Source organism: Nocardia aurantiaca, from assembly GCF_009708175.1.
Lineage (GTDB): Bacteria > Actinomycetota > Actinomycetes > Mycobacteriales > Mycobacteriaceae > Nocardia > Nocardia aurantiaca.
The window spans coordinates 256,515-274,442 of record NZ_WMBB01000011.1; the positions used below are offsets into that span (position 1 = coordinate 256,515).

The 17,928-nt window shown below is 66.9% G+C and carries 13 protein-coding genes, 1 tRNA gene and 3 pseudogenes; 6 read left to right on the forward strand and 11 right to left on the reverse strand.

The window, feature by feature from the left end:
* Positions 1 to 43: 43 nt before the first annotated feature.
* The 4 genes from GLP40_RS24095 to GLP40_RS24110 form a co-directional block, all read right to left on the reverse strand.
* A complete protein-coding gene (locus GLP40_RS24095) occupies positions 44 to 538 on the reverse strand; it encodes a hypothetical protein (protein ID WP_154790251.1) in 495 nt (164 codons plus the stop codon).
* A gap of 193 nt (positions 539 to 731) precedes the next feature.
* Complete coding sequence (locus GLP40_RS24100) at positions 732 to 2,687, reverse strand: acetoacetate--CoA ligase (RefSeq protein WP_154790252.1); 1,956 nt, start codon at positions 2,685 to 2,687, stop codon at positions 732 to 734.
* Complete coding sequence (locus tag GLP40_RS24105) at positions 2,684 to 3,430, reverse strand: 3-hydroxybutyrate dehydrogenase (RefSeq protein WP_154790323.1); 747 nt, start codon at positions 3,428 to 3,430, stop codon at positions 2,684 to 2,686. Before GLP40_RS24105 ends, GLP40_RS24100 begins: the two co-directional genes overlap by 4 nt.
* Before the next feature lie 17 nt (positions 3,431 to 3,447).
* Positions 3,448 to 4,842 carry an MFS transporter gene (locus tag GLP40_RS24110; RefSeq protein WP_154790253.1) on the reverse strand — a complete coding sequence of 465 codons (1,395 nt, stop codon included), beginning with the start codon at positions 4,840 to 4,842 and terminating at the stop codon, positions 3,448 to 3,450.
* A 139-nt stretch (positions 4,843 to 4,981) separates the two neighbouring features.
* On the opposite strand from GLP40_RS24110, the gene GLP40_RS24115 reads away from it, so the two are divergent.
* Positions 4,982 to 5,884: a LysR family transcriptional regulator gene (locus GLP40_RS24115; RefSeq protein WP_154790254.1), complete on the forward strand. Its 903-nt coding sequence runs from the start codon at positions 4,982 to 4,984 to the stop codon at positions 5,882 to 5,884.
* A gap of 3 nt (positions 5,885 to 5,887) precedes the next feature.
* Here GLP40_RS24115 and GLP40_RS24120 read toward each other — a convergent pair whose 3' ends face one another.
* Entirely contained in the window at positions 5,888 to 6,907 is a 1,020-nt protein-coding gene (locus GLP40_RS24120) for an asparagine synthase-related protein (protein ID WP_196054768.1), read from the reverse strand.
* 147 nt (positions 6,908 to 7,054) lie between these two features.
* Here GLP40_RS24120 and GLP40_RS24125 point away from each other — a divergent pair, with 147 nt between their 5' ends.
* Positions 7,055 to 7,348 (forward strand): hypothetical protein, encoded by a 294-nt coding sequence (locus GLP40_RS24125; RefSeq protein WP_154790256.1) that lies wholly within the window; start codon positions 7,055 to 7,057, stop codon positions 7,346 to 7,348.
* Here GLP40_RS24125 and GLP40_RS24130 read toward each other — a convergent pair.
* The 3 genes from GLP40_RS24130 to GLP40_RS24140 form a co-directional block, all read right to left on the reverse strand.
* Entirely contained in the window at positions 7,332 to 8,864 is a 1,533-nt protein-coding gene (locus GLP40_RS24130) for a sensor histidine kinase (protein ID WP_154790257.1), read from the reverse strand. The genes GLP40_RS24125 and GLP40_RS24130 overlap by 17 nt on opposite strands.
* Positions 8,865 to 9,185: 321 nt before the next feature.
* Positions 9,186 to 10,781 (reverse strand): GMC oxidoreductase, encoded by a 1,596-nt coding sequence (locus tag GLP40_RS24135; protein ID WP_154790258.1) that lies wholly within the window; start codon positions 10,779 to 10,781, stop codon positions 9,186 to 9,188.
* A gap of 56 nt (positions 10,782 to 10,837) precedes the next feature.
* Positions 10,838 to 12,172, reverse strand: coding sequence for a lipase family protein (locus GLP40_RS24140; protein WP_154790259.1), 1,335 nt, complete (start codon positions 12,170 to 12,172; stop codon positions 10,838 to 10,840).
* Between the two features lie 77 nt (positions 12,173 to 12,249).
* Between GLP40_RS24140 and GLP40_RS24145 the strand changes: the two genes are divergently transcribed.
* The 3 genes from GLP40_RS24145 (at position 12,250) to GLP40_RS24155 (ending at position 13,858) form a co-directional block, all read left to right on the forward strand.
* Positions 12,250 to 12,927, forward strand: coding sequence for a TetR/AcrR family transcriptional regulator (locus tag GLP40_RS24145; RefSeq protein WP_154790260.1), 678 nt, complete (start codon positions 12,250 to 12,252; stop codon positions 12,925 to 12,927).
* A gap of 112 nt (positions 12,928 to 13,039) precedes the next feature.
* A tRNA-Pro gene (locus tag GLP40_RS24150) sits at positions 13,040 to 13,116 on the forward strand.
* Positions 13,117 to 13,639: 523 nt separating this feature from the next.
* A complete protein-coding gene (locus tag GLP40_RS24155; protein ID WP_154790261.1) occupies positions 13,640 to 13,858 on the forward strand; it encodes a hypothetical protein in 219 nt (72 codons plus the stop codon).
* A gap of 49 nt (positions 13,859 to 13,907) precedes the next feature.
* On the opposite strand, the gene GLP40_RS24160 is transcribed toward GLP40_RS24155, so the two are convergent.
* Both GLP40_RS24160 and GLP40_RS24165 read right to left on the reverse strand, forming a co-directional pair.
* Positions 13,908 to 14,759 (reverse strand): SDR family oxidoreductase, encoded by an 852-nt coding sequence (locus tag GLP40_RS24160; RefSeq protein WP_328290587.1) that lies wholly within the window; start codon positions 14,757 to 14,759, stop codon positions 13,908 to 13,910.
* Between the two features lie 228 nt (positions 14,760 to 14,987).
* A pseudogene (locus tag GLP40_RS24165) lies at positions 14,988 to 15,421 on the reverse strand (hypothetical protein); the annotation flags it as partial.
* Here GLP40_RS24165 and GLP40_RS34065 point away from each other — a divergent pair.
* Positions 15,419 to 15,551, forward strand: a pseudogene (locus tag GLP40_RS34065) (NADH:flavin oxidoreductase); the annotation flags it as partial. The pseudogenes GLP40_RS24165 and GLP40_RS34065 sit on opposite strands and share 3 nt — an antisense overlap.
* Before the next feature lie 283 nt (positions 15,552 to 15,834).
* Here the strand turns inward: GLP40_RS34065 and GLP40_RS34905 are convergent.
* Positions 15,835 to 15,990: pseudogene (locus GLP40_RS34905) on the reverse strand (hypothetical protein); the annotation flags it as partial.
* Between the last annotated feature and the right edge of the window lie 1,938 nt (positions 15,991 to 17,928).

The following is a 17,928-nucleotide window of genomic DNA, read 5'->3' on the forward strand; positions in this document are numbered from 1 at the left end:
CCGCGAGTCAGGCTCTGTCCCGGTTCGCCAACGCGAGGCCGGATCAGGCGGAGTCCGCCGCGTACTGGTACTTGCCGCGATCGAGTTTGCGGACATTGCTGTTGTCGCGCTGCGCCATCCGCCCCAGCGCGACCGCCACATGGTGGCGGGCGCTGATCGGCAACTCCACCCCGCGGCTCTGCAGGGCCGCGATCACCTCGGCGGGGGTCCACGTCTGCTCCGGGTGTTCGGCGAGGAAATCGGCGACCACCCGAGGCAACGAGCGCCCCTGCGTCGTCGCCTCGGCGGCTCCGGGCGGCGGCACGTCCTGGAGTTGCTCGTCGCGGGCCGTGTCCAGCCAGTTCGCGACGGTCAGCAGCTTCGAGCAGGCCGCGCGCAGCTCGGCCCCGGGCGAACGGATGTCACCGAGGTTGTACATGGCCTGGTAGTACCGACCGATATTGGTGAGCAGTTCGATGACTTGCTTCTCGGTGTCGGCGACGATGGCTTCGCTGCTGCGACCCGACTGCGCGGCCGCTGCCACTGCTCCCACGTCCACGTCCGACAAACCCCTTCTCTGTTGATCAATAGGTGCACGGCACTCCCGACAGTAGCCGGGGTGGCGACCGAATTGTGAAAGAGTACAAGGTCATCGCGTGCTCGCGCGCCCCAACGGCGTTTCGCAAGAACGAATTGCCGGTTTCGTGCCCTCGAACAGCGGGTCACCGGATTCCACCGTTCCGGGCACACGCTCACCGCGCGTGGCCGCGGTACCACTCCAGCAGATCCGGGGCGTCGACCGCGGCGGGATCCACCACGCGGGCCGGATCCGCGCCCTGGAGCAGGCGTTTCACCGGAACCTCGAGCTTCTTGCCGGTGCGGGTGTGAGGAATGCCCGGGGCCGCGAGGATTTCGTCGGGCACATGGCGCGGGGAGAGGTCGGCCCGGATGGCCGCGCCGATGCGCTGCCGCAGCCGGTCGGTGAGCTCGTGCTCCGGGGCCAGCACCACGAACAGCGGCATCCAATAGCCGCCCTCCGGCTGTTCGATCCCGAGGACCAATGACTCGGCGATCTCCGGCAGCGCCTCGACGACCTCGTAGATGTCGGCGCTGCCCATGCGAATCCCGTTGCGGTTCAGCGTGGAATCCGAACGCCCGTGGACGATGACGCTGCCGTGCGCGGTGCGGGTGATCCAGTCGCCGTGCCGCCAGACGCCGGGGTACATGCCGAAGTAGGCCTCGCGGTAGCGGGTGCCGTCGGGGTCGTTCCAGAACGCGACGGGCATCGAGGGCATGGGCTCGGTGATGACCAGCTCTCCCACCGCGTCGTGGACGGGGTGACCGGATTCGTCCCAGGCTTCCAGAGCCACACCGAGATACGGGGCGGAGAGCTCGCCGGGCCAGACGGGGACGGTGGAGACTCCACCCATGAACGCCGAGACCACATCGGTGCCGCCGCTGATGGAGGAGACCGGAATGTCACCGACATTGTCGCGCAACCAGATCGACGAGGATGCCGGGAAGGCCGAACCGGTGATCCCGATCTGGCGCAGGGCGCGCAGGTCGTGGGCCAGCGCCGGGCGCGCGCCCGCCTTCTCACAGGCCAGCACGTAGCCGGGGCTGGTGCCCAGGACCGTGGCGCCGGTGCGGGCGGCCAAAGCCCACAGCGCATCCGGTGTGGGATGGCCGGGACTGCCGTCGTAGCAGACGATGGTCGCGCCCGCCAGCAGCCCGGCGACCTGGAAGTTCCACATCATCCAGCTGGGACTGGTGTACCAGAAGAAGGTGTCCTCCGGCCCGATGTCGGACTGCAGGGCAACGGCTTTCAGATGCTCGAGCAGGACACCGCCGTGGCCGTGGACGATCCCCTTGGGCTTACCGGTCGTGCCGGAGGAATACAGCACCCAGAGCGGATGCTCGAAATCGACCGGCTCGGTGGTGAGTGCGGGTGGTTGCGGTGTGAACAGCTCCTCGGTGGCGTCGTTCCAGTCCAGGACATCCGGCCGAGTCCCGCCGAGCCGGGACACCAGCACCGTGCCGCGCAGCGACGGCAGACCGGCTCGGAGAGCATCGATTTCGGCGATCCTGTCATGCGCCTTGCCGCCGTAACGGTAGCCATCGGCGGTGATGAGCACGACCGGTTCGAGCTGGCCGAGGCGATCGAGCGCCGCCCCGGCCGTGTAGTCCTGCCCGCACGCGCTCCAGATGGCGCCGATACTCGCGGTGGCCAGGAAGGCGATCACGGCTTCGGGAATATTCGGCAGATAGCCTGCCACCCGGTCGCCGGGACCGACGCCCAGTTCGCGCAGGGAGCGAGCCAGAACCGCCGTGCGAGACAGCATTTCCGCCCAGGACAGTTCCCGCAACGGGGTGTCCTCGCTGAGCGCGACGATGGCCGGCCGATCGGCGCGGGCGTGCCGGGCGACCTGATCGACATAGTTGACGTGGGTACCGGGGAACCACCTCGCCCCCGGCATGTCGCTGGAGGCGAGTACCTCGGCGGGCTCGTCGCCGACCTCGAAGTACTCCCACACGGCCCGCCAGAACCCGGCGATGTCGTCCACCGACCACCGCCACAGCTCCGAATAGTCCGCGGTGCGAATCCCATAGCGCTGCTCCACGAATCGGGCGAAGTCGGTGATCCGTGCCGCCGTGACGGCGCGTTCGCTCGGCACCCACTGCGGCGCGGCCGCGACGATCTCGGTCATCGGGCGCTCCACCCGCCGTCCATGGTGTACGACGCCCCGGTCACCATGCGCGCCGCGTCCGAGGCGAGCCAACCCACCAGCGAGGCCACCTCGTCCGGCTCCACCAGCCGCTTGATCGCGTTCTCGGTCAGCATGACGCGTTCCACCACCTCCTGCTCCGGAATGCCGTGCGCCGCTGCCTGATCGGCGATCTGCTTGTCCACCAGCGGGGTGCGCACATAGCCGGGGTTCACGCAGTTGCTGGTCACCCCGTGCGGCCCGCCCTCCAGGGCCGTCACCTTCGACAGCCCTTCCAGCGCGTGCTTGGCTGTCACATACGCCGACTTGAAGGCCGAGGCCCGCAGCCCGTGCACGGATGAGAGATTGATGATCCGGCCGTACCCCTGGGCGTACATGTGCGGCAATGCCGCACGGGTGAGCAGGAACGGGGCCTCCACCATGAGCCGCAGCATCATGCGGAACCGTTCGGGCGGGAAGTCGGTGATCGGGCTGACGGTCTGCACCCCGGCGTTGTTCACCAGGATGTCGGTCTCCAGCCGCAGGTCCTCCAGCGCGTTCGCCTCGGACAGATCCACCTGCCAGGTACGTCCGCCGAATTCGGCGGCCACCTTCTCCGCGCCCTCACCGTCGATATCGGCGACGGTCACCTCCGCGCCGCGGGCGGCGAGCTCGCGGGCGCAGGCCGCCCCGATCCCGCTGGCCCCGCCCGTCACCAGTGCCCTGCGCCCCGCCAGTTCACCCAGGGGTCCGGTCGTCCGTGTCATGCCACCTTCACCTTCGCATCGTTCTGCTTCGAATCCTGCTGTGCGGCCAGGCTTTCCGCGTCAGCCCGGTCGATCTCCGCCAGATCGGCGCCCTTGGTCTCGCGGGCGAACAGCACCGCCACCACGGTCACCGCCGCCGAGCCCGCCAGATACCAGGAGATCGGCACCGAGGACTTGTAGGTCTCCAGCAGCCGCACCGCGATGATCGGCGCGACTGAACCCGCCACCAGCGAGGTCACCTGATAGCCCAGGGACACACCGGAATACCGCATGCGGGTCGGGAACATCTCGGCCATGATCGCCGGCTGTGCCGAGTACATGAACGCGTGGAACACCAGACCGATGATGACGGCGGACAGGATGACGGCATTCTGCTTGCTGTCCATCATCGGGAAGGCGAAGAAGCCCCACGTGGCGGCCGTGAGCGCACCCACCAGGTAGACCGGTCGCCGCCCGATCCGGTCACTGAGCCGGCCCACCAGCGGGATGACCGCGAAGTGCACGGTGTGCGCGGCCAGCAGCCACCACAGGATCACCTTGGTATTCGCACCGACATGGACTTTCAGATACGTGATGCTGAACGTGACCACCAGGTAGTAGAAGACGTTCTCGCCGAACCGAAGTCCCATGGCGATGAACACCCCGCGCGGATACCGCTTCAGCACCTCCAGCGCGCTGAAGGAGTTCTCCTTCTCCTGCTCGGCGAGCTGTTGCGCGGCAACGAAGATCGGCGCATCGGTAATCTTGGTGCGCACGTAGTAGCCGATCAGCACCACCACCGCCGACAGCCAGAAGGCCACCCGCCAGCCCCAGGACAGGAATGCCGCGTCCGACAGTGTCGAGGTCAGCACCAGCAGCACGATGGTCGCGAGCATATTGCCCACCGGAACCGCCGCCTGCGGCCACGATGCCCAGAACGCGCGGCTGCGGCTCGGACTGTGCTCGGCCACCAGCAGAACCGCGCCGCCCCACTCACCGCCGACCGCGAAGCCCTGGACGAACCGCAACACCACCAGCAGCACCGGGGCCAGGTAGCCGACCTGACCGAAGGTCGGCAGGCAGCCCATCAGGAAGGTTGCCGCGCCGACCAGGATCAGGCTCAGCTGCAACAGCTTCTTACGCCCGTACTTGTCGCCGAAATGCCCGAAGACGATGCCGCCCAACGGCCGTGCCGCGAAGCCGACAGCGTAGGTGACGAAGGCCGCCAGGATGGCGTCCAGATCGCTGGTGCCCTTGGCGAAGAACACCTTGTTGAACACCAACGTGGCCGCGGTGCCGTAGAGGAAGAATTCGTACCACTCGACCACGGTCCCCGCCATGGACGCGGCGACCACGCGCCGCAGTCCGGCCAGGCCGCCGCCGGCTGCCGGCTCGGTATCCGGGAGGCTCATCGCCCAACTCCTTCACGCCTGGGCCGCCCCACCCTCATCTGTGAGGCGGACCACATATATCGATGCCAAGGAGTATTCGTGCACATTCGGCGCCACTGCAATGACCAGATCCGCAGCACCGATCTGCAATGATGCAGAAATGAGCGTGACCTCCGCCACAAGCCGTCCGAGCCCCGACGATCTGCTGGTGCTGCTCGCGGTGGGCCGGACGGGCCGCTATGTCTCCGCGGCAGAGGAATTGGGCATCAACCACACGACGATCTCCCGGCGCATCGCCGCGCTGGAGCAGGCGCTGGGCGGGCGGGTGCTGATTCGCGGCGCGAGCGGATGGGAGCTCACCGATCTGGGCCGGGAAGCGCTCACGGCCGCCGAGGCCATCGAATCCGCGGTCCGCTCGCTGACCTCCGACACCCCGGCGCTGGAAGGCGTGGTCCGAATGTCGGCCACCGACGGGTTCAGCGCCTACGTGGCCGCACCCGCCATTGCCGCGGTCCAGCGCCGCCATCCGAAGCTGTCGGTGGAGATCGTGACCGCCACCCGGCTGGCATCGCTGCAGCGGTCCAGATCCGATATCGAAGTGGTGGTGGGCAAACCGCAGCTGCGCCGAGCCCGCGCCATCGAACTGGGCGACTACACGCTCGGGCTCTACGCCTCGCAGGATTATCTGGCCCGGCACCCCGTCCCGGTCAGCGTCGAGGAGTTGTCGCGCCACCCGCTGGTCTACTTCATCGATTCCATGCTCCAGGTCGACGACCTCGACCTGGCTCCCACCTTCGCGCCCGCCATGCGCGAATCCATTTCCTCCACCAATGTTTTCGTGCACGTGGAGGCCACCCGCGCCTCGGCCGGACTGGGCCTGCTCCCCTGTTTCATGGCCGACCGCCATGCCGATCTCACGCGCGTGCTGCCGGAAATCTCGGTGCGCCTGACCTATTGGCTCGTCGCCCGCCCCGAGACGCTGCGCCGCCCCGAGGTCGCCGCCATCGTGGAGGCGCTGCGCGAGCAGGTGGACACCCACCGCGACATGCTCATGGGTTCCTGATCGCTACGACGGCATCAGCAGGGCCAGGAACAGGCGGGTGGCCACGGCTTCGAAGGGCTCGATGCCGGGATCGGAATAGGTGCGGGCCCCGGGCAGAGACGCGGCGTGCTCGCGGGCGGCCTCGGCGAGCTCGCCCATGATGCCCGCCGAGCGTTGGATGGCGGACTTCCTGGCCCAGGCCAACTCTCGCGCCGAGTCGGGCAGCAGATTTTCGCAAGCCGTACGGACACAGAGCTTGTCGACGTCCTCACCGCTGCGGGCACCGAACAATGCTGGGGGCGCGAGGGTTTCGGCGAGTTCCCAGAAGCGAAGGGTTTGGAAAACGTGGACGATGCGGTCGGCGCGGTCGCCCAGGATCCGGGAATAGAAATCCGGTACGAGGCGGTCGGTGGTGAAATTGCGTGCCGATTCCGCGCGGGTGATGCGGTCGAGTTCGGCGGCCGCCTCGGGCGAATCGATCGGGTGCGCAAGGGTTTTGCCGCCCGCGAAGATCGCGTCGGCGCCACTGCCGGTGAGAATCGGGCCGGCGGTCTCGAGGCGGTCGAGCACAGGCTGCATGGCCAGCATCGGGATGGCGTACGAAACCTCCCACAGTTCGGGGATTTTCAGGGCCTCCAGGGCCACCCGCGCGAGGTTCAGCACGGTGGCGCGATCCAGCTCGACGATGTCGTGGGTCAGGCCGAGTGCCGTCGCGGCGGCCACGGCATTGGCGCGGTCGGTGCCGTCGGCGGTCAGCACGGTGAGGGCGTGCGGGCGGCGCCCCAGAGCGACCGAAGCCGCGGCCAGGAGAATCGAGTCGACGCCACCGGACAGCAGCAGGACCGGGTCGCCGGGCAAGGCCTCGAAGACCGCGCGCAGGCGATCCCGGGTCTCGGCCGCGATCAACTCGGCGGCGCGCACGGGATCGGTCAGGCGGCGTGATTCCGGGTCGGGTGCGGCGATATCCCGCAGCTCCGCGACGAACTGCATGGGTGCGCCACTCTGGGCGGCGGGTGCGGTGTGTCCTACGTCCGGTCGTCCCACACCGCCCAGCCTACTGCGGTGACGGCCGGGCCCAGGATCCTCAGCGGGCGCACGGTCCGGACCCATGGCCCGCCGATTCGCGGGCCCTCCGATGAGAGTCACGCCCGGCCGATCGGCAGGCCGTCCGTTCGAGAAGGGCTCTGCGCGTTGACTTCCTCGTCTGCGACTACCTCCCGCCTGCGTCGGCTGACCGCGCGCACCGCCGTGCGGTGCGCTGGCCGCGTGGCGCTGGCGGCGCTCGCCATCCCGGCCTCGGCGGCCACCGCCGAGGCCGGGATCCCGGTGGTCAGCCAGATCGCCGATCCGGACTGGAACCACGATCACGGCGGTGACCAGGATCGCCACGACCGGATCGGGGCCCGGAGCAGCCGCGGCCCCGGTAGCCGACCGGCTCCGCGGGCTGCTCGGGCCGCGAGCGGCGCGGTCAGCCCGCGACGGTGAGCGCGCCCGGCAGACACACCGTGAATTCGGTGCGTCCGGGCGTGCTTTCCACGGCGATCGCCCCGCCGTGGGCCTTCACCACCGCCGCCACGATGGCAAGGCCGAGCCCGGTGCTGCCGGCGCGTCGCGAACGCGACGAATCACCGCGCGCGAAGCGTTCGAAGACCTCCGGCTGCAGTTCGTCGGGAATGCCCGGCCCGTCATCGGTGACTCGCCAGATCGCCCCGCCCCGGCCGTCCTCGGCCAGGGCAGTCGTGACTCTGGTGCCGGGCCCGGTGTGCACGCGCGCATTGGCCAGCAGGTTGGCCAGCACCTGGTGCAGGCGCGCCGAGTCGCCGGTGACCACGATCGGTTCCGGCGGTAATTCCAATGCCCACTGCAGGTCCGGCCCGGCGATATGGGCGTCGCTGACCGCGTCGACGGTGAGCCGGGTCAGATCCACGGGGGTGTGCTCGAGCCCGCGCCCGGCATCCAGACGGGCCAGCAACAGCATGTCCTCCACCAGCGTGGTCATGCGCCGAGACTCCGAATCGACGCGGCTCATGGCGTGGGCGACCACCGGAGGCAGCGCATCCCGTTCCCGCAGCGCCAGTTCGGCGTAGCCGCGGATGGAGGACAACGGGGTGCGCAGCTCGTGGCTGGCGTCGGCCAGGAAGCGCCGGATCCGAGTCTCGCTGGCGTGCCGGGCTTCCAGCGCGCCCGCGATGTGATCGAGCATGCGGTTGATGGCGACGCCGAGCTGCCCGACCTCGGTGCGGGCGTCGGCGTCGGCGACCGGAACCCGCACGGGGAGTGTCACTTCCCCGCGATCCAGCCGCAGGTCGGCGACCCGTGCTGCGGTGGCGGCGACCCGGTCCAGCGGGGTCAGGGCGCGCCGGATCAGCCAGATGCCCACCGAGATGGCGACCACCAGCACGACGGCGGTGACGATGAGCAGGATGAGGAACACCCGCATGAGGGTGGCGTCGACCGACTTCAGCGGCAGCCCGGTGATCACGGTCTTGCCCGACCACGTGGTGGCGGCGACCACGCGATAGTGGCCCTGGCCCGGGATATCCAGTGACACAGGCTTACCGGGCGTGACGGCGGCGAGCTGTTCGTGCGCCGCCGCCGACAGCGCGGATTGCACACCGTCGGTGCCGACGCGCCCCGCACGCACCGACTTGTCGCTGTCGACGAGCGCGCCGATCGTATCCGGTTGAATACTGCGGCGATTCAGGAAATCCGGTCCCGGACCCGTCTGCGCCTCGGTGGACGGCGGTGGTCCGGGGGCAGTGTGCTGCTCCGGGGGCGGGCCGAGGCTGGGACCGCCGCCCGAGTCGACGAGGGCCCGCTTGGCCGCCTCGCTCAATCCGACATCCATCTGGTGCACCAGGAACTGTTGCAGCGCAAGCTCGGTCGCGATGCCGATGCCCGCGACCACCACCACCAGCAGCACCACCTGCCCGATCAGCAGCCGCGTCCGCAGCGACCAGCGGCGGCGGGGTGCGGGGTCAGCGGGCGGGTTCGAGGACATAGCCCGCACCTCGCAGTGTGTGGATCATGGGCTCGGGGCGTTCTCCCGAGGTCAGAACGGACATCGTTACAGCGTCGGGGAGATCGCTGGGCCGACGCTGTACCGAAGCTGCGGGTCAGCTGTGAGAGCTGTGCGCCTGTCCGCTCTGCCGACGGTGGCCATCGAAAAGCACCATGTCGGCAGCGGTTTCGAACGTCACCCGGAGCCCGTTCGAAATTCGACACCATCCCCCGTGTGCCACATCGGGACTACCGGCGGAGCCGTCGGGCGAACGGCGTTCACCGGCGGCATGTGCGGGCCCGCCGGTGAGCTCCTCCGACGTCAAATCTGTTCCCCCACATCGGTCGCCACCAGGCGGTCCAGGGCGCGTTCGGCGAGGGCCGCGATGGTCATCGACGGGTTGCAGGCCGCGGTGTTGCCGGGCATGAGCGCGCCGTCGACGACATAGAGGCCGGGCTGCCCCAGGACACGGCCGTCCAGGTCGCACACCGTGCCCATGCTCGCGCCGCCGAGCGGATGCCAGGTGGAGGGGAAGGCGAGATTGGTGTCGAACAGGACGCTCGACGGTCCGGCGATGCGCTGCACCGCGGGGCCGATGTGGTTGTCCTGGATGAACGAATCGCCGTCGGCGGGCCAGTACAGCTTCGCGGCATCGGTCGCCGCGTCGTAGCGGAACTCGCCGCAGCCGTTACTCACGCCGTAGCCGACCAGCATGGTGCTGTGCGCGTCCATCGAGAGCGGCGGAATCGACGCCTGGATCACGGTGTGCGCGCCATCCGGGTCATCCCAGTTCAGGCTGCCGTAGACCACCGGACCACCCTGCGCGACGCCGAATTCCTCGGCGGGGGCGGACCAAACGTAGATGCGGTCGGCATTGGTGCCCCAGCCGCGACCGAGATCATCGGGCAGATCGGGGATCTGGCCCTTGGCGGCCGCGCGCACCAGCAGACGGCTGGTATTGAGGCTGCCCGCAGCCAGGACCAAGGCATTGGTGGTAAGGATCTTGTTCTCCAGCACCGTGCCCGCGGTATCGGTGCGGTTCACCCGCACCACCCAACGACCGTCGGCGGCCCGCTCGATATCGGTGACCTCGTGCAGGGTCTCCACCGTGACGCGGCCGGTGGCCTCGGCGGCGGCGATATAGGTGACGTCGATGGTGTGCTTGCCGCCATTGTTGACGCCCATGGCGCCGTCACCATTGGTGTAGGAGGAGGCCATGTCACCACGAAGTTCGGCGAGCGCGAAGTTCCAGTCGATCGGCATGGGGATCTTCGACAACGGCAGGCCCGCCTTGCGGACGTGGTCGGCGAAAATCCTTGCGGCCGTGTAGTTCGGGGTGTTGATCAGTTCGTCCGGGGCCACGGCCAGGCCGAGCATGCGGGCGACGCGCGGGTAGTAGACGGAATTCAGCGCGGACCAGTCGAGTCCGTCGGGGAAATGGGTGTTGAAGACAGCCTCGGTGGGCTGGAGCGACATACCCTGATAGACAAGCGATCCACCCCCGAGACCGGCCGCGCACAGCGCGGTCATGTTCTCGCCCGGCACCGCCTCGACCAGGCCGGTGTACTTCTCGAAAGCCACCGGCCTACCGAACAATTCGGGGCTGGAGCGATGCCACAGGATGCGCTTGTCCGGTGCGGTGGCGTGCGGAAAGGTCTGGGCGTTCGGGCCCGTAGGCCAGCGCATGCCGCGCTCGAGCAGCAGCACGGGGACGCCCGCTTCGGCCAGGCGCAGGGCGGCGACGCCGCCGCCGAAACCCGAGCCGATGACAATGACCCGGTGGTCTTCACGGGTGAGCTGAACTCTCTTGACCCGGGCGGCGATTCCGGATCCTGCGCGGGCGACGGGTGCGGTCGCCAGGAGGGCGGCGGTGGCGGCGGCTCCGGACAGCAGGGAGCGACGGGTGATTTCTGACATGGGAGCACCTCGAAAGAGTGTGGAGCATTGGACGAAAAGCGAATGGCGGCTTCGACTCAGTCGAAGGCACATCCCGAAACCGGCTTGCCGGCCAGCCGATCCATCAGATAGCCGATCGCATTGTTCGTGCCGAAACCGTCGAGCAATTCCGGCCCGAAGTGATTGGGGATGGTGGCGCCCGACAGAATCGGCGGCAACTCATTGGTGCGGAAGGTGACAGCGGCGCCGGAGGCGCACCAGTCCGTCGCCAGTTGCCGTGCCTGGCCGTACGGAACGGTGTCGTCATTGATGCCGCTGGTGATCAGCACCGGACTGCCCGGCGTCAGCGTTCCGATCCGCTGCTGACGCACAATGTCCTGGACTCCGGGAATTTCACGCATGTGGTCGACCAGCGGCCGGTGATCCACGGTGAATTCATTGGTGCGCAGGAACGGATGCAGGGCGATCACATCACCGATGCACTCGTTGGAGAGTTCGTTCAGCAACCCCTGCCCGGATGCGTTCACCCGCTTCTCGAAGTCGGGCCGCAGATTCGGATAACGGTCCAAGAAGCCATTGAGCGCGAACCCGACCGCGCCACCGATCAGGCTACCCTCGATCCGATCCAGAATGGCCGACAGATCCGCGGTCGGCGCACCCGCCCAGGTGCCCTTCAGATTCAGTTCCGGCGCATAGCTCGGCTGCATTTCCGCGGCGGCCGCGCTCGCGCCGCCGCCCTGCGAGTAGCCCCAGAACGCTAACGGGGTATCCGTCCCGCTACCCGACAATCGGTTCGCGGCGCGGGCGGCGTCGAGCACGGCGTGCGCCTCCTCGATCCGATTCGCGTAGGTGTGAATCCCGGGCGTGCCCATACCGATGTAGTCGGTGACGAAAACCCGGGCACCGAGCGCGTTCCAGGCGAAAGCGGCCAGCGCCTCCTGATTGGCCGAAAAGGTCGGCGGAGTCAGGCTCGCGTAGATGCCCGCCGGAAACGCCAGCGACAGCGCGCACTGATCGCCCTGCCCCACCGTCCCCGGCGCGATGAGCACCGTCGGACGCGGCCCCGACCCCCGCCACGGCTGACTGGAGTCGATGAAAGTGCCGGTCACAGCCGCGGGAGCGTCGTCCTGGGTCCGCGAGGTGTACATGACGCGCTGTGCCGGCAGCGGCCAGGTCCCATCGGAACCGGGCGCCGCCGGATACACCGACATGTCCTCGGTTTTGATGACCGCGCCCGGTGTCGCATCGAATTGCTGTGGCGGATAATAGAAGCCGTTCACCGGCTCGGCCGCGGCGGGCGTGACCGCGGTACAGGTGGCGGCCAGCGCGACCGCCACGGCGCCGAGCGCGACTCCGACCAGGGTGATCCGCCGATGGGCAGCCGACACCGACGAATATTGCTGACGAGGCATCTAGTTCTCGATCTCCGAACTTCGGTCGCGCACGACGAGTAACCCAGTTACTTCAGTAACGGCGTTACTCTAACGGCATGGCACGGGAGACGGAAGAGGCCTTGCGAGCGCGAATCCTGCTCGAGGTGCGCGCCCTACTCGAATCCGACGGCTACGACGCTGTCCAACTGCGGGAAGTCGCCCGCCGCGCCCACGTCTCACTGACCACCATCTACAAGCTCTTCCCCACCCGCGACGACCTGCTCGTCTCCGCCATCGAAGCCTGGATGGAAGACAACACCTACATCCCGATGAAGCCCCCGCCCCCCGGCGAATCCATCCACGACGGCCTCATCCGCGTCATCCGCCACGTCTTCGACCCCTGGGAACGCCACCCGATCATGCTCGAGGCCTACCACCGAGCCCGCACCGGACCGGCCTCCCAACGCCTCGACAACCACGGCCTCGACGCCGTCATCCCCGTCGTTTCCGCCGTCCTCGCCGGCGCCACCCCCCGCTACCTCGAAGACATAGCCGTCATCCTCTCCAACATGACCTTCTCCCTCCTGGGCCAATGCGCCGACGGCACCCTCCAGGTCTCCCAAGTCCTCCCCATTCTCGAACGAACCGTCCACCGTCTCACCGCCAACAACGAACCCGAAGCCACCGAAGCCCTCCGCTGCCGAGACTCCTCCGACCCCCTCCCCCTCGCCCCCGACGCAGCGGTCCCCTACCGCCGCACCCCCACGGATTCCCCTGCGCCAGAACAACCCTGAACCTCCTCCCCCAACGTCCGTTCCAGCCCGCCACACGGCGATAACCAGCCGATTTGTATGTAGAGGGGGGTCCTGAGGTAATCTCATCGAGCACAAGCGAGAGCGAATGCAACGGGCTGTGGCGCAGCTTGGTAGCGCACTTGACTGGGGGTCAAGTGGTCGCAGGTTCAAATCCTGTCAGCCCGACCAAGAAAAACCCCTTCCGACCATGGTTGGAAGGGGTTTTTCTTTGCCATGCATCGTTCCGAGATTCGGCCCGATCTCGCGGAAATCTCACGTTTTCGGCGGTTCTTCCCGCGCCCACCGCTCGAGGACCTCTCATTGTCCGGCGCTGTCTCGGGGATATCGATGTAGCGGGCTTTCGCCGCAGTCTCAGTGTTGCCGAGTTGTCGGCCGCGCGCTCGGGGTCGCCATAGGCGTTGTCGACTGCCGTGCCGGCTCCGCGCCGGTGTACGGGCGGAGCAGTTCTTCCCGCGCGCGGCGCGCCAGCTGCGCCCGAAGTTGTTGGGATTGCGCGGCGACCCGTTGCGTGCCGGGATCGGTGCGCCGTGCTGGTTCGGCCGTCCGGTTACCTCCAGATCCTTCAACGCCTCGCGGCACGTATGCACCGAATGCGCCGGCAGTGCATGCGGCGCCACCCGTTCACTGAGTTCGAGAACCGGTTGCGCATCCGCCCGCCTGTGCCCGGCCCTCAACTTCCACCAGTGTCCTCATGACATCTGGGGCGACTCTGGATGCCGACAACATCAGCATCCTCACCTATGCGGGCGGCGGGAGATTCTCCAAGGAACAGGACGTCTATAATCCGGCCGAGTTCGCCCAGCTGGTCCCAGCGTGGTGTCGGCGGGCTATAGGACTCGGCACCCTCGGCGAGGCCGAATTCGAATGGTGCACGCAGGTGCTGCTGCCCGAAATCGGTTCGGCCTCATAATGTCGGCGACAATAAGCTGTGTCCCGCGCGACGGGCGGGACACAACCGGTCACCGTTTGCCGAAACGGCGGAAGCGCCACAGATATCCGGGAAGTCGCCGCAGCGGAACCGAGCGAGGCCAGTCCTCTGCCCGGAAGTACGCGTCACTGCCGCCATCGACGAATACCACACTGCCGCACAGGAACCGCGCGGCCGGTGACATCATGAACACCGCCCACTCCGCGAGATCACCGGCATCGCCGAAACCACCGATCGGCACCGGGAAACTACGGATCAGCGCCGCCTCCTCCGGGGTGGCGAGTTGTTTTTCCAGCAGTGGGGTCAGCACGGCACCGGGAGCCAGGACATTGAGTCGGATGCCCTGTCCCGCCCACCGCTCGGTCACCGCCTGGCGGCGCACCCAGTGACTCACCGCGATCTTCGATGCCGCATAGGCGATCGACGGGGCATGCCGGCCGAAGATCCGGACCGCCCGCAGCGCCTTGTCCGTGTCGCCGGTCAGCAGCCCGCGAATCGCTCGACGCGGGACCGCGGGCGTGGTTGTCGTCGAATTGCTCCCGAACACAACGACTTTCGGCTCGGATGCGGCAGCCAGGGCCGATCGCCAGCCCTCGAGAAGTTCGACGACCCCGCGGAAGTTCACCTCATAGATCAGTCGAGCGCGTTCAGCCCCGGGAGTCGGACCCACACCCGCAGCGAGTACGGCGCCATCGAGATGGCCATCCGCCGCGGCGAGCACGCCGTCCACGGCGGCGCGCCGACCGGCCGGGGTCGACAGGTCGGCTACGATATCCGCATCCCGCAGGTCGACTCCGAGGACCGTGTGTCCACGCTCTCGCAGTTTCTCCGCAACAGCCCGCCCCATTCCTGAGGCCGATCCCGTCACCGCGTATACGCCCACTGAATCACCTGTTTTCCGCTGTTGCCAGCATCGATGTGCATCTGTCCGGCCATTCGTACCGGGCAGTTCCGAGAGAAACCAGCCCCCGGGCGATCTCCGATCCGCCGCGGGCACTTTACTTTCACGACGCGCGCACCGTTCTCCACCAAGGCGCGGGCATGCACCGCACCCATTCCCCTGCGCCGCCGCTGATGAGCACGACCTTGCCGCTTGCACGCTCGCTCATGCTCATATCTCCGATTCACTAATAGTGATCGGCAGTGATTCGGCGGCGGTAAGGTTGCCGAGCCGATAGACGCATCTGGTGCCGGTGTAGATGGTGGCATGCATTCGTTGCAGTGAATACACCCGGATCGGGTGAATTCCTCGGATCGGATGCGCTGCAACAGATTCGGCTCGCGCAGCAGTGCGCGGCCCATGGCGACGAGGTCGAATCCCTCGATCATGGCCAGCCGCATGGTGTCCAGGTTCGTGATGCCGCCCAAGAGGATCAACGGCATCCACAGCTCGCGACGGAAATGGCGGGCGCGCTCGAGCAGGTACGCCTCGCGGTACGGATACTCCCTCAGGAACGCGTGACCGATCACCCGGAATCCCCAACGAGCCGGGACCGGAAGTACTTTCGCGAACGAACGCCGTGGTGCATCACCGTGGAAGAAATGACAGGTACGGAAGTTCCGGAGGTCTTCGCACCGGTCGAGCTCGGGCCTTTGACATTGCGTAACAGGGTGATCAAGGCTGCCACGTTCGAGGGCCGCACCCCCGACGCACTGGCGACCGATGAGCTGATCGACTTCCGCACCAGGACGTCATCCGGCGCCACGGCGGTGGCTCCGTACCACAGGCGCCAACCGAGCACGAACCGCGCCGGCAACCCTAAATTCGAGCGGCCCACCGGATCATCGGCCAGCCACACGAACGGTGCCAGCACGGCGGCGACCGTCTCGCCCACCGAACAGCCCGCATCCGCGACAACGGACAGCCGTTGCTCCCACAGCGACGGGGGTTCTTCGCGCAGTGCGGCGACCACAGCGTCCTCGGATCCGAAGTGATAGTGCACCGCGGCTGGATTCCTCCCGGCTGCGGCGCGGATCGGGCGCACGGACATCTCGTCGTATCGCTCGGTCAACAACAGCCTTTCGGCCGCGGCCAGCAGTCGAGCCCGGGTATCCGCCGCAACTCTCTCTGGCATGAAGGCATTCAACCACCCCTCAATCAGCAATTCAATCATTAGTTCAATCAATGCTTCAATCAGCGACCAGAACCCCAACTCGTAGCCACGGTTGCCGAATACCTGTGGGATGAGGCTGGTCTGGGGTAGCCGGCCCGGCGGACCTCCCACTCCGACCAGCCATCACCGACTACGGCAAGGTCGTCAACAGACCTGCAACGCTGCCACCGGCCAGGAGCCGTACTCGGCTGGCACATCGGATCCGGGTAACGAACGGACCGCGCCCGACCCGCATGGCGGTGACCTGAGTGGGAGTCGTCGTTGATTTCGGCCGCGATTTTGGTAGCCGGAAGCTATCGTTGGAGGAATGAGCCATTGTGAGGTTTGCGGCAACGAGTACGCGTTGGCCTTCACGATCGAGGCGCAGGGTGCTCGGCACGTGTTCGACTGCTTCGAATGTGCCATTCAGAAGATGGCGCCCACCTGCGAACACTGCGGGTGCCGAATCATCGGACATGGCGTGGAGGCGGACAGGCGTTTCTTCTGCTGCGCGCACTGTGCCTTGTCCGAGGGCGCCAGGGGCCTGGTCGACCACGTGTGACAGCCGAGGCATGACGGGCCTATACCGACCAGGCGGTGTTCGGCAAGACCGAGGGCGTGCATGAATCGGCCACGCTCAACCACGGCGCCCGTCGGGATCATAGAGCACCGATGCGATCGCGCTGCTCGACCGACAGGGCACCCTACGGCGCTCTGCGGCGGACGGCCCGCATGGTGTCGGCACTGTTCAGCCGCGCCGGATCGTCATGACCAGCCTGAACCTGCGGGCGTTGGTCGCTGCCGACATGCCCGAGGAAGCCGCGCGTATCGCGCTGGAGACGGTGGAGTCCGGCGGCCTGGTGCACTGGCACTACTAACGCATGGCCGAAATGGTCGCAGGGATAGAGGACCGGGGATAACCGGACGCGGTGGTATGCGCGAAGCGTTCCGCGACATCTATACGTCCCCGTAGTGCCCGTGTGAGTTGCGCGAGCGCCGGCCGGTAACGCACGCGAAATGTGCTGTGTCGCAAGGTTGTGCGCAGTAGGGCCGACCCCACTGGCCGCCTTCGGATTGCCCGCGCCCGCAGGGTGGCAGTGCTTCGCGGACAGAAGGTTTCGTCCATCGTGCAAGACGCCGAGGGCATCGTGGTAGAGAGCATCGGGGTCATTGCCCGGTGGCTGCGATCGCGGGATGCGTTCGGGTGCGGCCGATCCGGCAACGAGCATAAAGACGGCCATATCGGCGGCGATAGGCTCGGGGGTGAGGGATGCCGGTGTGCGCAATTCGCCGATTGGGAACGAGATCAGCCACGCGAACCTAATTCAGCCCTCGCCCGTATGGCTGTTACGACGGGCAGGCTGGGCGCGGGTATGGAAAGGCCCGAAAAAGAGATGGTTCGCTGGGCGCGGTTACTTCATGAGGTTGCCGAGTGAGCCGAGGAAGGTCGCCCACAGGCCGTCACTGGCAACTGCGGAATCCAATAGAGGCACCAGGGCTCGAAGCAGTGTTCCGCCACCGAGCGAACCCATGGCAAAACACCTTTACACGCTCATAATACGCTCTGGATAAGAAAAATATCGATCCAGGAGAGGGCCACCGACCACCCAATCTCAGCGATGGACACAATTATTGGAAACCCGATTCTTCCACAGGAGTATCCTGAGACACGCCAACCACGCACAGACCAACCGATGGTTAGCGCTGGCTGTAATGCCTGGTCAGGGAGCACATCTGATCGAACTGGCCGCGAATCCTTCCTGTGATCGCAACGCCGATCGATGACAAAGATCCGATCGATTCATGTCAAAGCCTTAGCGGAATTAACTTTCCAAGCTAAATATTTAATAGCGGATAAGGATCTACCGGAACGCTCTCCGACGTGGCCATCGATGCCAAAACGTTATTTCGGATTTCGATCACAGTCAGATGAGAACAGGTTATATTTTAGATCCCCTA

Coding starts and splice junctions, on each gene's coding strand:
- GLP40_RS24135 (WP_154790258.1), bottom strand. CDS start 10,781: ATGTCAGAAATCACCCGTCGCTCCCTGCTGTCCGGAGCCGCCGCCACC.
- GLP40_RS24145 (WP_154790260.1), top strand. CDS start 12,250: ATGGCACGGGAGACGGAAGAGGCCTTGCGAGCGCGAATCCTGCTCGAG.
- GLP40_RS24155 (WP_154790261.1), top strand. CDS start 13,640: ATGACATCTGGGGCGACTCTGGATGCCGACAACATCAGCATCCTCACC.
- GLP40_RS24140 (WP_154790259.1), bottom strand. CDS start 12,172: ATGCCTCGTCAGCAATATTCGTCGGTGTCGGCTGCCCATCGGCGGATC.
- GLP40_RS24110 (WP_154790253.1), bottom strand. CDS start 4,842: ATGAGCCTCCCGGATACCGAGCCGGCAGCCGGCGGCGGCCTGGCCGGA.
- GLP40_RS24130 (WP_154790257.1), bottom strand. CDS start 8,864: ATGTCCTCGAACCCGCCCGCTGACCCCGCACCCCGCCGCCGCTGGTCG.
- GLP40_RS24115 (WP_154790254.1), top strand. CDS start 4,982: ATGAGCGTGACCTCCGCCACAAGCCGTCCGAGCCCCGACGATCTGCTG.
- GLP40_RS24100 (WP_154790252.1), bottom strand. CDS start 2,687: ATGACCGAGATCGTCGCGGCCGCGCCGCAGTGGGTGCCGAGCGAACGC.